This is a genomic window from Butyrivibrio sp. INlla18 (assembly GCF_900103635.1).
In the GTDB taxonomy this organism is placed as follows: Bacteria; Bacillota; Clostridia; order Lachnospirales; family Lachnospiraceae; genus Butyrivibrio.
Genome location: NZ_FMXK01000012.1, coordinates 1 through 14,292 on the forward strand (window position 1 = coordinate 1; position 14,292 = coordinate 14,292).

The following is a 14,292-nucleotide window of genomic DNA, read 5'->3' on the forward strand; positions in this document are numbered from 1 at the left end:
GTAATCAAGCAGATGTAAGATGGCTTACGCCATTTACATCTGGCCAATAATAAGTAACAACTGAAGACATCTTGAAAGGGCTTCGGCCATTTCAAGGTTCGAGCTATCTACGAGCAAGCTATGTCGGCACAGAGAAATCTGTGATCCACGCCGCTAGACGGTAGAGCTCACGGCGGACCATTGACCTGTTGGTAACCAATCCACGTATATCAGAGTGGCCAATGCCGGGAACTGATACTCCGAGGCTCTTTCAAGATGCCTTCAGAAACAATTAAATACATTTGTAGTGATTCCTGTCATTTTTTACTTGACAGGAGGTCATTACATATCAGCTTGCAGAGTCACCTCTTGTTCCTGTTTACAAAGCCCGCCAAAAGCGGGCGTGACCACTTATTATAAATTCTTTACGCCCTGCTTCAAACAACGCAAACCGCATGCGTGTCAAAAACTGCTTATGAGCATAAGAAAATGGCGTTTTCTTGACAATCGTTCAAACCCAAAACTTTACAGACAAAAATGAGTATTAAAGACGAGTTTGTTTCAAAGAATTTCAAAAGAAAAATAAATGCCATGAACTACAAAATTCGAAGGATGAGAAAAAATATACTGTAGGGTAGCTGCCTGTGAGTCTGCGGTCGGGCACCCCATAGCATGCTCCCTACCACTAAAAAAGTGAGCCCCAAACCGACCTAGGGCTCACTTTTTCTCGCTTAGTCTTTTTTGTGTCCTACTTTTTCAAGTGCACTTTTGATGATGAGTCCTGCTCCAAGAACGATTGGAACAAATACTAAAAGTACATCGATGAGTGAAACATAACTAAAGTAAATTTCGGTGCCAAGCATTAGTGCAAGAACAAAAACAACTAATGATGCGATAAGGCATCCGATCGTGAATTTATTTTTCTTTACTACTACTGCAATGGCAGAAAGAATAAGAAGCACCAAAACTATAGCTGATGTATTAACTCTGCCTATGCTGTAGAATCCAAATGATGATATTCTCATCATCTTGAAAAGCATAAATAAACCAATACATACAAGTGCCCAACCAATATTTCTTTTTGTCATATCACAGTACCTCCATATCTGTATATATAAGTTTTCCCCTCAATAAAAAGTATAGATAAGAAACAACTATAACATAATACATAACCATGCAAATTAAAGTCAATATATACCGTTTTGTGCGCAAAATATAAGCGATAAAACCTAATATATTTACATTCAAACTGGAAAATGATAGAATAACCAAACGACAAATCTTATACACATAGAGGTATCGAGGCATTTCGCCATTTATCCCTATTGAATTTGAAGATATACTGAATATTACAACCAAAACATTTTGGCATGTTCCACTTTTTTGATCTTGTCATATTTCTTTTCTCTTTATTATTCATTACTACCTCTCGTGTATTAGGATATGGCGCCAAAACTAATACTTAAGGAGGATTTAATGAAAAAAAGCAAACAAATTAGTAATAGCAAAACTGCTGATAGTGGAGGCAAGATTATATTTGAAAACCCTGTACTATGTTCTCAGCTCTTCAACGACTACGTAGACATGGAAGAATTAAAGAAGATTAAGCCTGAAGACATCGAAGATGTAACAGAAAGATTTATTCCTATGTTCACCGAACAAAGGGATGCAGATGTAATCAAAAAGGTGCACCTAGCAGAAAACAAAGAGATTTTCATAGCGCTGATTGAACACAAGTCCGGCGTAGACTATAATGTAATTATGCAGATACTCCGCTACATGGTCTATATTTGGGAGGACTATGAGCAAGAACAAAATAAGCTTATTCCTGGAGTATCACACACTAAGGATTTCAAATATCCACCCATTCTCCCTATTGTCTACTATGAAGGCAAAGATGAATGGACTGCAAGCAAGTCACTATCTGAACGCATAGTATTAAACGATGCATTTGGAGATTATAAAAATCTAAAACTCCCTAAAGGTTACCTCGATGGCTTGTTTGAAAACTCTCCAGAAGATGTTCTGAAAGTTATTGCAAGAGTTATTGCTGTAATACTAAGAAAGCAGAATGTTCCTGAGAATGATATCCAGGATTTGGTCGACAAGATTGAAAGGAGGCAGCATATGGGACTTTTCGATGATTGGGAAGGCTTTGATGTACAGGAAGAAAGACGAAATGGCGAAGAAATTAAACTAATCAAGCAGGTATCAAAGAAAATATCTCTGAAACAAGATGCTGGTAAGATTGCTGCTGACCTTGTAGAAGATGAGGATCATATCAAAAGAATATATGATATCGCTATCAAATATGCTCCAGACTATGATCCCGAAAAAATATATAACGAACTGATTAGCAAAAATAAAGCAATTGTTAAAAGCTAATAGTACAAAAGGCACATAGAAAAGGGACGGTTTTAAGCCGTCCCCTTTTCTCCTATAACCACTCTCACGCCATTTTGCACAGTGCTTTAAAGTAACCATCATTTTCAATCAGTTCATCATATGTTCCCATTTCAACAACTTTCCCATCTCTCATTGCTATTATGGTATCGTATTGTTTCAATATATCTTTATCTAATAAATGTGTTACCACTATACGTATCGCATCAGTTATTCCAACTATTTCTTTGGAAATATCATAAGCATTCTGTTTATCCAAAGATGACCAAGGTTCATCAGCTATTATAACCTTTGCTTTTTTCAATATGCTTCTAGCAATAGATATTCTCTGCTTTTCACCTCCAGAAAGATGCTTCCCATTTTCACCACACAAAAATTCCTGACCTCTTTCTGAGATAATATTTTTGATATTTGCTTTATCTTCAGCACTCTCAACATCTTTTCTAGGAAAATCTTTAAACATTTTTATGTTATCTTCTATTGACGCATCAAATACAAAAACTTCCTGCTCTATATCCGATATAAGCTTTGCAAGACTTTCTTTTTCAATAGTCTTTAAATCATGATCATCATATCTAATTGCCCCCTCGTATATGTCAGTACTTCCTCTTAACAAATTTAATAATGATGTTTTCCCAGATCCCGAGCCTCCTACTATCGCATAGCTTCGACCAGGTTCAAATTCTAAAGAAATATCTTTTAAAACTGTATTATTTTCATTATATCCAAAAGACACATGTTCCAAAACTATTCCTTTTGAAATATCCTCAGAAACTTTTATACCTTTTTCCAATTTATCATCGATTTTGACCTTTTCTTCCATCTTTTCTATGAGCGCAATAGCAGCTTTTCTTGATGAAAGTAACGATGGCACCTCTGCTATCGGTGTAACAATAAAATTCATAAGATTTACAAATAGTAATACCGTTCCAGCATCAATTCCTCTTCCTGTTACAACCATCCATACTCCTGCAAAGAAGATTCCAAACTGAGCAAATAGACTGACAATCATTCCAATCATCCCTACTAAGATTTTAATAGCATTTCTTTTACATTTAATTTCTTCAAGCTCATCATTTTGCCCACATACAACACTGAGAATTTCTTTTTCCGCTTGAAAACTCTTAATTACTGAAAATCCTTGAAAACAATCCTTTAGCAATGCGACAAAATCAACATTTTTCTCTGACACTTCTTTTTCAGCAGGAACAAGACTTCTTCCTGTAAGCATCGAAGTTGCCATTGGTATGATAATAAGTAATATCACTATTCCAGTTAATGTATACGATGCAATCAGCATCAAAGTTATAGCGCCAACAAAATAAACTATATCTTTTATCAAGATAAAAGATGCATCAAGATAATTCGCTTCAATCGTGTTTAAATCATTTGTCAAACCTGACAATAATACAGATGTATCCTCTTCTTTAAGATAAAACTGCTTTTTTCTTAAGATATTATCCATCATAGAATTCTTATAGTTAGTTAGTGCCTTCTTCATAAAAATAGGTTTGAATATGCAGATAAATACATAAGAAGCGCTAAGTAAAAATAGAAAAAGCACTATCATCATAGTTATTTCTTTTAGCGACTTAACATCTGTACCTGATATGGTATTTATCATAGCCTTAAGAATTAGTGATATCCCCAACATCAATATCCCTTGAAGGATTGTGAATACTAGTGTCACAACAAAAGGTAATACGTTTTTTGTGTAAAATACTTTTTTCATGTACTATAATCTCCTTTTTCATACATTCGTTCGGTATGTATACTGCAAAAATAAAAATTGTCTTTTACGACAATCTTTATTTCAACAATCTTTTTGTGTTCTCTATATACTCATCAGTAAATATTGGAACTCCTAATTTATCGAAAAGTTCTTTGATAAATTCCAACTTCTTAACCATCTCCTCTTGTGTAGCAGGAAACACAGATGGCATCATCCATAACTCCAATAACGGCACCAATTCAGAAATCTCTTTTGTATATGGAGTACTGATCGAATTATCTGTTTTTGCTTCTTCAAGCAATTTATAAAACTCAGGTGCTAGATATTTTCTATTAGATTCAATGGAACTAGCTAAAATCCTTGGGTTTTTTAGAAGAGGAATTATCTCATTACTAATCTTCTTATTATCTGGTTTACTCTGTTTCTTTTGATTGTAGCTAATCGCTGTCTGTAACTTCTGCAAACCATTAAGGCTATCATCATTCTCAACTATTTTAAAGGGATTATCTTTGCTAAAAATACGTCCTTCAATAGCAGATAAAATTGCTTCTTTACTATCAAAATGATGATAAATGGCACCTTTAGATAGCCCATCCAAACTATCAACAATATCCTGAATGGTGGTATTATCATATCCTTTTTCCAAAAAAAGGCGCTCCGAAACATCTAATATCTTTTCTACAGTTTGTTCTGGATACTTATTTCTCGCCATAGGTTACCCTCATACATACTCTTGGTATGTATAATACCAATTTCTATTATCACAGTCAATAGCATATTTTTGAGCCCTAACCTCCGTCCCTAGGGCTCATTATCACAGTCAATAGCATATTTTTGAGCCCTAACCTCCGTCCCTAGGGCTCATTTTATATACATTTTATTATACTTTTAAGTTGGATTTAGGTTCGCTATTCATAATGCACTCATAACAAACAATTCATTTGCAAGGAGAAACATTATGAAAAAATTAGAAGTAAAAAAGTTAATCCCATATGTAGGACTTATGGTTATGTGTGCTACTGTTACAGGCTGTGTTCAAAAAGAAGCTACACAGTCAACAACAGAAACTACTATTTCTACAGAAGATATAAGTAGCGAGGAAATGCCTGAAGGTGAAGTTCCAGAGATGCCAGAAGGTGAAGCTCCAAATGGAGAAAGACCTGATGGTGCACCTGATAAGCCTGACGGAGAAGCCCCAGACGGTGCTCCTGGCGGTGGTTTTGGCGGCGGCGGAATGAGTAGTGCTGATATAGATTACTCAGGTGCTGTAGAGATCACAAGTAGCGACTCCCAGAAAGGCAAGACTTATTCAAGCACCACAGCTGACGAATCAGCTCTTTTGATAGAAACTTCTGAAGACGTCACTATTACAGATGCAACTGTTACTAAGACTGGAGACTCAGACGGCGGTGATAACTGCAACTTCTATGGCCTTAACGCAGCTGTTCTGGTAAAAGATGGCTCAACAACCACTATCCCAGGTGGCACTATCACATCTGATGCTGACGGAGCAAACGGTGTCTTTTCCTATGGTGGTAACGGCGGTCAGAACGGGGCTGCCGGTGATGGCACAACAATTAACATTTCTGATACAGTGATCACAACAACTGGTGATGGTTCAGGCGGAATCATGACAACAGGCGGCGGTGTCACAAATGCCAAGAATCTTACAATTACAACAAGTGGTCAGTCATCTGCTGCCATCAGAACTGACAGAGGAGGCGGAACAGTTACTGTAGATGGAGGAACCTATACTACTAACGGTCTTGGCTCTCCTTCTATCTATTCAACTGCAGACATTACTGTTTCAAATGCAACACTAGTTTCAAACCTCTCAGAAGCAGTCTGTATTGAAGGTATGAACTCTATCACACTCACAGACTGCGACATGACTGCAAACAATACTCAGATGAACGGAAATGCTACTTTCCTTGACTCTATCATGATCTACCAGTCTATGTCAGGTGACGCCGACAGCGGTACATCAACCTTTGATATGACAGGTGGCTCACTTACAAGCAAAAATGGTCATGTATTCCATGTAACTAACACTAATGCTGTTATCAACCTTGAAAACGTAAAGATCACAAATAAAGACTCTGACAATATTCTTCTTTCAGTATGTGACGATGGTTGGAATGGTTCTGATAACATTGCAACATTAAATGCAGTAGATCAGACACTTGAAGGAACAATCCTTGTAGGCGATAATTCTACTCTTACACTTAATCTCACTAAGGGATCAAGCTTTACTGGCACAATAAGCGGTGATATTACAAACGCAAAAGGCACTACAGTTTCAACAGAGATTGGAGAAGTTAACGTAACTCTTGATAGCACAAGCACATGGACACTTACAGCTGATACATACATCACATCATTTGATGGAAACATCTCAAATGTTGTATCTAACGGATATACTCTATACGTAAACGGCGTAGCAATGAACTGAAATATATAACACAAAAGGGACGGTTTTAAGCCGTCCCCTTTTTGAGCCCTAACCTCCGTCCCTGGGGCTCATTTTCTGACAGTCATTTCGCCTGCCATATTAATTGAATAATAATCTCTAATTTCTGAGCTGTTATCTGTCATGCCAAGGATCCACATGAGCTTGGTAAGGGCTGCTTCACTGGTCATATCATGGGCTTCTAACGCTCCGATCTCGAGAGTTCTTTTACCAGTTTCATAGACGTCCATCTTGGAGCCTTCGTATCTGCACTGAGTTCCAACAACTACTGTCATGCCGCCCTTAATGAGCTTATCAAGGGTTCCGATGAAGTCGTGCTTTACAAATGGCATACCGCCAATTCCATAGGCCTCAATATAAAGACCTTTGTAGCCCTGATCAGCAATACTTTCAAGGAAGCTCCTGTGAATGCCTGGGAACATCTTGATCATGCAGACTTTATCAGAAAATGTATTAGAAAGCTTGAAGATTCCGCTTCTTTCTGGAACTGCCTTCTCATCTATTGTCATACCAAGGGAGCTGATAGTTGCAATGTTTGGATAATTGATACTTTCAAAGGCATCAAAGCTAAGGGATCTTACTTTTGAAGCTCTGCAGCCCAGCATTACCTTACGATTAAATGCCACAAACACGCCAGGAATCTGGCTTGCTGCCATATGGATAGCACATCTGCAGTTCTCCATAGCATCAGCTATAGGATTAGTGATAGATAGCTGAGAGCCAGTAATTACTACAGGTATACCAATGTTTCTGAGCATAAATGATAGCATTGATGAAGTATATGCAAGTGTATCCGTTCCATGGATCACAACTATTCCATCGTAGTCATTTCTACATTCACTGATGCGCTCTGCAAGCTTGCACCAGTCCTCTGGGAAAATATTGGCACTATCAAGGCTGCAGAAATCTTCTATCTCGATGTCAGTATCACCTGATACCATCTGCAGTTCTTTTTGCATGTCATATATGGATAAGCCTGGGATCAGGCCATTACTCTTCATGACTGACGACAATGTGCCGCCTGTATTTATGATCAGAATCTTTTTACTCACGTTTAAATCCTCTTAAAAGTTCCATAGCTTTTTTATAAGATGCCGCCATATCTGACGGTCTCTGCACTTTAAATCCCGCAGTATTACTGTCTAATGAATAGTCACCAATGACTAATACTTCACTTACTGGGACATTTAAGTCGTCGCAATACTTCTGTATTGTAGTAAAAGATGCTCCCTCATTGCAAGTCAAAAACTCATCAAATATATTCCCAAAAGTCTCCGTCGAAGTCGTTTCCGCAGTACTTAATCCTACGACCCTAGCTTTATTTCTCTCTTTTAACATTCCAAGCTGCATCATGAGAATATCATCTGGGCTCTTATCTATATCAACAAATATCAGTCTATACATCTGGTAATTACCTCTTTGTCTTTATCCAGGTAGCAATGTCCTCTGTTCCATATGAGCAGATATATTCTACGACATCTCTTTTACCAAGAATCTTCTGAACCGTCTCCTCATCCAAGGTATCAAGAAGGCTTAGCATATCCACCTGAGAATTCTTCCTGATGGTCTTTAGCTTTTCAGTATCCTTAAGCTTCCTTGCGGCTTCACTTTTGGGATACCCTTGAGCAAAGGGCTCACTAAACATCTTGGCTATAGTAGATTCTAGATTGTCATATCCGCTGAAAGTATACTCCTCTCCGAGAGGAAGTGAAATAGCATTTCCATTATTGATCTGGACAAAAAGATATGCATCCATAGGAGAATATGCATATCCGCAGAGAACTCCAGGCATATTGTTGCACGCAAGCATCATGCCCTGGCCTGAGGAACAACCTGTGACCACAAAGTCTACAGAGCCGCTATATATTAGCATTCCAACCAAAATAGAAATATCTATATAGCTGTATTTAATATCATCATCTAAAAAGCATCCAAAGTTTATAACCTCTGAATCCTTAGCATATTTCTTTACTGTTTCATAGATAAACTCATTCTTCCCAGCTTGTGAGCTTGCCTGAATTATTGCTATCTTCATATCTCTTTTCCCCGATGTTTAACGTAGAACAAAGAGTCGCTCGCGACTCTTTGCGCGCTGGTACGCGCAAGCTTTAGCTTGCAAAATTCATCTGCGCACCAGTCGCATCCTTAGCGGAGCGCTTTTTATACAATAGGAAATCCAAAGGAATTTCCTATTGTATAAAAAAAGAATGCCACAAAGGGCATCCTTTTTCAAATCTTATTTAATGATCAGAACTTAGTTTACAAATACATCTGAACGGTTATTGAAGTAATAACGGTTTACAAAGAACATAACAACTGAACCGATAAGCTGAATGATCGTACTTGAGCTAAATCCTGGAATTGATGTCATTACAGTAACAAGTAATGCATAAACGAATGATAAAGCAAAGTTAACAGCGTAAAGAGCACAAACGAGCTTACCTGCATTAGCCTTACGCTTGATGATAGAAATAGCTGCCATAACACCAACTACAGCTGTTCCAAGTGTACAAACACCTACGATAGTATCAATTGGCTTAAGCGCGCTAAAGTATGAATAAACTTCCTCTGCTGTTACTCCTGCTGCGTTATAAACAGTACCTGTTAAAAATCCTACACCAGAAAAAAGATTGATAAGTGCTCCGATCCAAAGTACAAAGTATCCAAGGAAGTTAGCCCACTTCATTCCAAGTGGCTCCTGCTGAGGAACATAGTTAAATGCTGAACCATCAACTGGTGCTCCCATAGGCTGACCGTTATTTACAGGTGTCTGCTGAACTGGTGTTGCATTTACTACTGGTGTTACTGGGTTGCCGCAGTTTGGGCAAACCTGTGATTCTTCTGGAATCTGTGCTCCACATGTGTTACAATTCATAATTTTTTCTCTCTTTCCTTTTATAAGTTTCCGTTTGTTACGCTAAACGCAACACAATAATCATAATGGATAAAAAATATTTTTTCAAGCAAAACACAGTATCTGCATGAGATCAAGTGGCAAAAATACCATATATTGTAATATTATTTTATATTCACCCTTTGTTAATACAAAATTAATTTTCGGCGTTTTTTGTCGATATGTTAGTATATTTATTGAGAGTTTTTCGTTATATTTTGCATAATTTTTTATAACACAAGTCGCACTTATCAACCCATTTTTCATGGAGGTAACTTATGGAGGAAAAAAGTAAAATAACCTCGTTGCGTGTAATAATGAGCGGACTTGTAATGCTAGCTCTTATTCTTGTAGGTTCTATTGCTACTCTTATTGGCGTTATCAATCTTCGCCGTGGCATGGAAACCGAGGTCGAAACAGGTGTTAAGGCTGCATGCCAATCTTATGCCATGGTGCTTCAATATTCCACTGAAAATTTGGATAACCTTGAAAAGAAGCTAAGTGATCAGACAGGTTATGACTATACCTTTTTTAGGGGGGATACTAGAGAAAGATCAAGTATCTCAGGTGTAGTAGGTACTAAGGCCGGAGATGCTGTTATTGCTGCTGTACTTAATGGAAAGCAGTCCTATCAGGCTCAGAATGTAGTGATCAATGGAGAAAAATACTATGTTGCTTATGAGCCACTGATTGACAACGAAACTGGTGACGTTTATGGTATGGCTTTTGTAGGACTTAAGAAGATCAATATTTCAACTTATATCAATGACAGAATTAAGACCATGATCACTATTGCTGGTCTCATTATCATTGCCTTCACTGTCGCTACAGTATTCTATGTACTTCAGATCATCAAGGCTATCGATGAAAACGTACAGGCTGTACGTCAGATGTCTACAGGTAATCTTGAGATTCACTTAAGCGATAAGGTAAAGAATAGAAAAGATGAGCTTGGTGAAATGTCCAGTGCTCTCTTTGATATGGCTGAAAAGATAAGAAGCGTTATCGGAAATGCCAGAACATCTTCTGATGAAGTTGATGATTCTGCTGGATATCTTAGCGATACCGTTAATACAATATCTGAAACTGCAGAGCATGTAACTGTTGCTGTAGCTCAGGTTGCTACCGGAGCTTCTAGCCAGGCTGAATCCTTACAGGATGCTGTGGGTAGCGTAAGTGATATCAACGATGCGATCGAACTTATCACAGCTAATACAAAGGAAATGCAGGGACTTGCTGATTCAATGCAGCAGAATTCCACAGCCAGCCAGGAAAAGCTGGGTGAACTTAGAAAATCCACAAGAGAAAGTATTGAAGCCATCGACGGAATCGTTGAACTTATTGGTAATACCAATACTGCTGTAACAACCATTTCTGAAGCTGTTACTATCATCGATGCTATCGCTGCTCAGACCAATCTTCTTTCTCTCAATGCTAGTATTGAGGCTGCAAGAGCTGGCGAAGCAGGTAAGGGCTTTGCTGTAGTAGCTGAAGAGATCCGTCAGCTGGCAGATCAGTCTGCAGAAGCTGCTAGAAATATCCAGGAGTCCATGAAGGGACTTGCTGCTGATTCTAATAAGACCATGGAAGAAGCTGGAAGTGTTCAGGAGATCATCAATAACCAGCGTAGTACTATCCACAGAACAATCGAGCAGGTTGATGCTCTTATCGAAGACATCAACAGATCAATTGCTCTTACAGGTGAGATCGTTACTAACGTTGATAAATCCGATCAGGCCAGCAAGGTTATCAGTGATGTTATCACTAACCTCTCTTCTATCTCTCAGGAGAATGCTGCAAGCTCAGAAGAAACAAGAGCTTCCATGCAGGAGCTTTCAGAGACAATGGAAACAGTATCTCAGAAAGCAAGCAGCCTAAACAAGATTGCAAAGATTCTGGACGAAGAGATGGCATTCTTCCGGATTGGAGCTACATCAGCTTAATCTTCAACCAAAAATCTAGCCCTAGGAACGGAGAAAGTGAGCCACAACCCCGTCCCTAGGGCTCATTTTTTAGTAGATCCTATAATTTCCTGAAAGAGCAAGAAGGGCAAACATATACAGGCAGTTGTCATAATATCTGCGAACGCCTTTTCTAAGTGGCTGATTCCAGAACCAGTTCACCCATCTTTTGGCTATCTCGTAATCACTACCCTTTTCATCGCTATAAGGAACTGTAAGAGCACTCTGAGCAATAGTTGATACGAGTCCTACTGGATGAAGGACCGGTCTGTCTACTGGTGTTCCATCAACCTTATAGGTACATCTTACAGCTTCAAGATCTGTTCCAAAGAATTTCATCATCCTAAGAGGAATTGATAAGAGCTCCTTGTCATCACCAAACCATACTGCATCAAGTCCTATATTTGCGGCAGTTCTATAGGCGTCGCTAAAGAAATCTCCAAAATATCCCCAAGATAACTCTTTATCCATAGGTGTTCCATCAAAATTTCCATATTCAGGGCTAAGTCCTGTTTCCTTGTGGCAGGCCGTCTTTAAATACTCTCTGCTGGCCTTAGCTGCCTCCTTAAAGAAATCTCTATCCTCTTCATAAGCCCAAAGAGCAAATAACTCATAGAAATGTGGCAGATGATATGAAGGATCTGTAAATGGACTTCCTGGCACGAACAAGATCTGCTTGTTGTCATGATTCCACATTGGGCAGCCTTCTCTTCCATTTTCACCCTTGTGAATGCAGGCCTTAAGTATCTCTTTAGCCTCTTTTGAATAGTTCATGATACCTTCGCTATCTCCCCATCTGTGAGATGCAAAGAAAAGAGCCATAGCAAAAAACTCTTCTCCATCGGGAGCTGGTCCATAGGCATTCTTGGTACCATCAAGCTGACAAGACCATGCAAAATAGCCTTCATTCTCGCCCTCTTCCATATACATGTACTTCTTGGTCCATTTCCAAATGCGGTCAAACTCCTCTTTCATATCAAGCTGAACGCACATCATCATGCCATAGGACATCCCCTCTGTTCTGGCGTCAATATTACCGGTATCAACAAGATAACCCATGTCTTTATCTTCATGATATATTCTCTCGTTTTCATCGTAAAAGAAAGTATCTACTGCCTCTTTTATCTTGGCAGCTATCTCTTCGTCTGTCTTACCTATCTCTTTAAAGAAATTTCTATAGTTTTTACTTTCAAATGCCCCCATATTCTTTTCCCTTTCTATATATCATTTTGATTATCTTCGCATTTTACAAAAAAATATTCTTCCCTTTATTTGCCATATTCTAGCTATTTTTTGCGGTTTCAAAAAAGATTTTTCAAAATAATAAAATTTAATTGTTGACAATTTAATTATATTGTGTAAAATATAATTGTAATCAAAATTTAAGCCACTACTAAACATAAAAAAGTAAATAAAGGAGATTATCGTTATGGAATATAAATTTACAGAAGCTAATTTCAATGAAGAAGTACTCGGCAGTGACATTCCAGTTTTAGTTGATTTCTACGCAGACTGGTGTGGACCATGTAAGATGATGATGCCTGTAGTTGAGAAGATGGCAGAAGTTTACGACGGCAAGATCAAAGTCGGCAAAGTAAACTCTGATGAAGAAAACGCTCTCGCTGCAAAATACGGCATCATGTCAATCCCAAGCTTCCTTATCTTTAAAAACGGCGAAGTTGTAGACAGTGCAACTGGTGCAATGCCTGCAGATGCCCTTGCCAAGAAGCTTGACGCAGTTTTATAATTTGCCTTTTTCTATCTCCCCTTATAAAAAAGCTGGCGCGCATTTTATGCACGTCAGCTTTTTGCTTTAATCTTCCTGAATAATAGGTCTTATCTGCTCTAACAGATCTCCTATCTTTTCATAGATACTCTCATCGGTATTAACGTTACTGATCGCAGTCTTCATCTTATCCTGAAACTGCTGAAGATCTTCATCAGCTTTTTCCATATTGGTGAATACTTCGCCTAGGCTCTTTAGCTTGGCATCTACAGCTTCACTGTTTTTCATTGCTTTATCCCTTATGCTTTGAGATACATCATCTAGGATAACTCCTGCTCCTGATAGGCTATCAACCTTATCCTTACTTGTCATTACCGCAGTATCAATCTCTCCAAGCTTTGTCTCAACCTCTTTTGAGAAAATCTCAGCTTTATAATTTATTTCCTGAGCTTTGTCATCGATCATTTTATCAATCTTGTCGTTTAGCTCTTTTGTTCCCTCTGAGAGCTCACAAGCTTTGTCATATACTGCTCTTATATCAGCAACAATGCCTCTAAGGTCTCCTGCCACATAGGCAATCGGTATTGCGGCATCTCCTATCTTGGAGGATTCAATGGTAGCTGTAAGTGCCAGCACATCTCCTCTTGATGCAATGTTCTTTAGTGAAAGAACTTCCTCCATGATGCTATTTTGGGTTTTCCTGATATTTTCAAGCTCTGTCTTGATTTCTGCAAGTGACGCTTTCTCAGGAGCTGTAGGAACCGACGTATCAACAGCTTCAAGGCTCTCAGATGCCTTTTTTACGCCATCTGTAAGCTCTTCTTTTACCTTAGATAGCTTGAAAGGCTCCACATCGAACTTTTCCAAAAGTCTCTCTGCATCAGGGACCTCAACGCTTGCCCCTATCTTTTCCTTGGAAGAGCTAGCCAAAAGAGCTCCTTCAAGATTTTTCAAAGCCTCATTAACGCTTTTTTGCTGTCCTTTAAGGTCATCTGTATATTTTTTTATAGAATCAGAAATGTAGATGATGGCTTCGTCTTTTTCTGCCCTTGCTCTTTTCTCATTTATAGCCTCTTCATCAAATTCTTCCTGATCGTTTAACTTCTTTTTGCCAAACACATCAAACAT

Annotated in this window: 13 protein-coding genes; 4 read left to right on the top strand and 9 right to left on the bottom strand. The window is 38.4% G+C overall.

Features of this window, described 5'->3' with window-relative positions:
- Positions 1-710: 710 nt before the first annotated feature.
- Positions 711-1,067: a hypothetical protein gene (locus BLS24_RS09535; RefSeq protein WP_091758472.1), complete on the bottom strand. Its 357-nt coding sequence runs from the start codon at positions 1,065-1,067 to the stop codon at positions 711-713.
- A 388-nt stretch (positions 1,068-1,455) separates the two neighbouring features.
- On the opposite strand from BLS24_RS09535, the gene BLS24_RS09540 reads away from it, so the two are divergent.
- Positions 1,456-2,364, top strand: a complete 909-nt coding sequence (locus tag BLS24_RS09540) for an Rpn family recombination-promoting nuclease/putative transposase (RefSeq protein ID WP_176764400.1) — start codon at positions 1,456-1,458, stop codon at positions 2,362-2,364.
- Between the two features lie 64 nt (positions 2,365-2,428).
- On the opposite strand, the gene BLS24_RS09545 is transcribed toward BLS24_RS09540, so the two are convergent.
- Complete coding sequence (locus tag BLS24_RS09545) at positions 2,429-4,114, bottom strand: ABC transporter ATP-binding protein (RefSeq protein WP_091758476.1); 1,686 nt, start codon at positions 4,112-4,114, stop codon at positions 2,429-2,431.
- Between the two features lie 76 nt (positions 4,115-4,190).
- Positions 4,191-4,826, bottom strand: coding sequence for a TetR/AcrR family transcriptional regulator (locus BLS24_RS09550; RefSeq protein WP_091758478.1), 636 nt, complete (start codon positions 4,824-4,826; stop codon positions 4,191-4,193).
- Between the two features lie 246 nt (positions 4,827-5,072).
- Here BLS24_RS09550 and BLS24_RS09555 point away from each other — a divergent pair, with 246 nt between their 5' ends.
- Positions 5,073-6,566, top strand: a complete 1,494-nt coding sequence (locus BLS24_RS09555; RefSeq protein ID WP_091758480.1) for an autotransporter outer membrane beta-barrel domain-containing protein — start codon at positions 5,073-5,075, stop codon at positions 6,564-6,566.
- Between the two features lie 68 nt (positions 6,567-6,634).
- Here BLS24_RS09555 and BLS24_RS09560 read toward each other — a convergent pair whose 3' ends face one another.
- The 4 genes from BLS24_RS09560 to BLS24_RS09575 all read right to left on the bottom strand — a co-directional run bounded on the left by BLS24_RS09560 (position 6,635) and on the right by BLS24_RS09575 (position 9,459).
- Entirely contained in the window at positions 6,635-7,636 is a 1,002-nt protein-coding gene (locus BLS24_RS09560) for an asparaginase (protein WP_091758483.1), read from the bottom strand.
- Positions 7,629-7,988 carry a hypothetical protein gene (locus tag BLS24_RS09565; RefSeq protein WP_091758485.1) on the bottom strand — a complete coding sequence of 120 codons (360 nt, stop codon included), beginning with the start codon at positions 7,986-7,988 and terminating at the stop codon, positions 7,629-7,631. The genes BLS24_RS09560 and BLS24_RS09565 overlap by 8 nt, the downstream gene beginning before the upstream one ends.
- Positions 7,989-7,995: 7 nt before the next feature.
- Positions 7,996-8,619, bottom strand: coding sequence for an RpiB/LacA/LacB family sugar-phosphate isomerase (locus tag BLS24_RS09570; RefSeq protein WP_091758487.1), 624 nt, complete (start codon positions 8,617-8,619; stop codon positions 7,996-7,998).
- 219 nt (positions 8,620-8,838) lie between these two features.
- Complete coding sequence (locus tag BLS24_RS09575) at positions 8,839-9,459, bottom strand: zinc-ribbon domain-containing protein (protein WP_091758489.1); 621 nt, start codon at positions 9,457-9,459, stop codon at positions 8,839-8,841.
- 296 nt (positions 9,460-9,755) lie between these two features.
- On the opposite strand from BLS24_RS09575, the gene BLS24_RS09585 reads away from it, so the two are divergent.
- On the top strand, positions 9,756-11,420 hold the full coding sequence (locus BLS24_RS09585; protein WP_091758494.1) for a methyl-accepting chemotaxis protein: 1,665 nt from the start codon (positions 9,756-9,758) through the stop codon (positions 11,418-11,420).
- 69 nt (positions 11,421-11,489) lie between these two features.
- Here the strand turns inward: BLS24_RS09585 and BLS24_RS09590 are convergent, their stop codons facing one another.
- A complete protein-coding gene (locus tag BLS24_RS09590) occupies positions 11,490-12,641 on the bottom strand; it encodes a glycosyl hydrolase family 8 (protein ID WP_091758495.1) in 1,152 nt (383 codons plus the stop codon).
- Positions 12,642-12,867: 226 nt separating this feature from the next.
- Here BLS24_RS09590 and trxA point away from each other — a divergent pair, with 226 nt between their 5' ends.
- Positions 12,868-13,185: a thioredoxin gene (gene trxA / locus BLS24_RS09595; protein ID WP_091758496.1), complete on the top strand. Its 318-nt coding sequence runs from the start codon at positions 12,868-12,870 to the stop codon at positions 13,183-13,185.
- A gap of 66 nt (positions 13,186-13,251) precedes the next feature.
- Here trxA and BLS24_RS09600 read toward each other — a convergent pair whose 3' ends face one another.
- A complete protein-coding gene (locus BLS24_RS09600; protein WP_091758497.1) occupies positions 13,252-14,292 on the bottom strand; it encodes a hypothetical protein in 1,041 nt (346 codons plus the stop codon).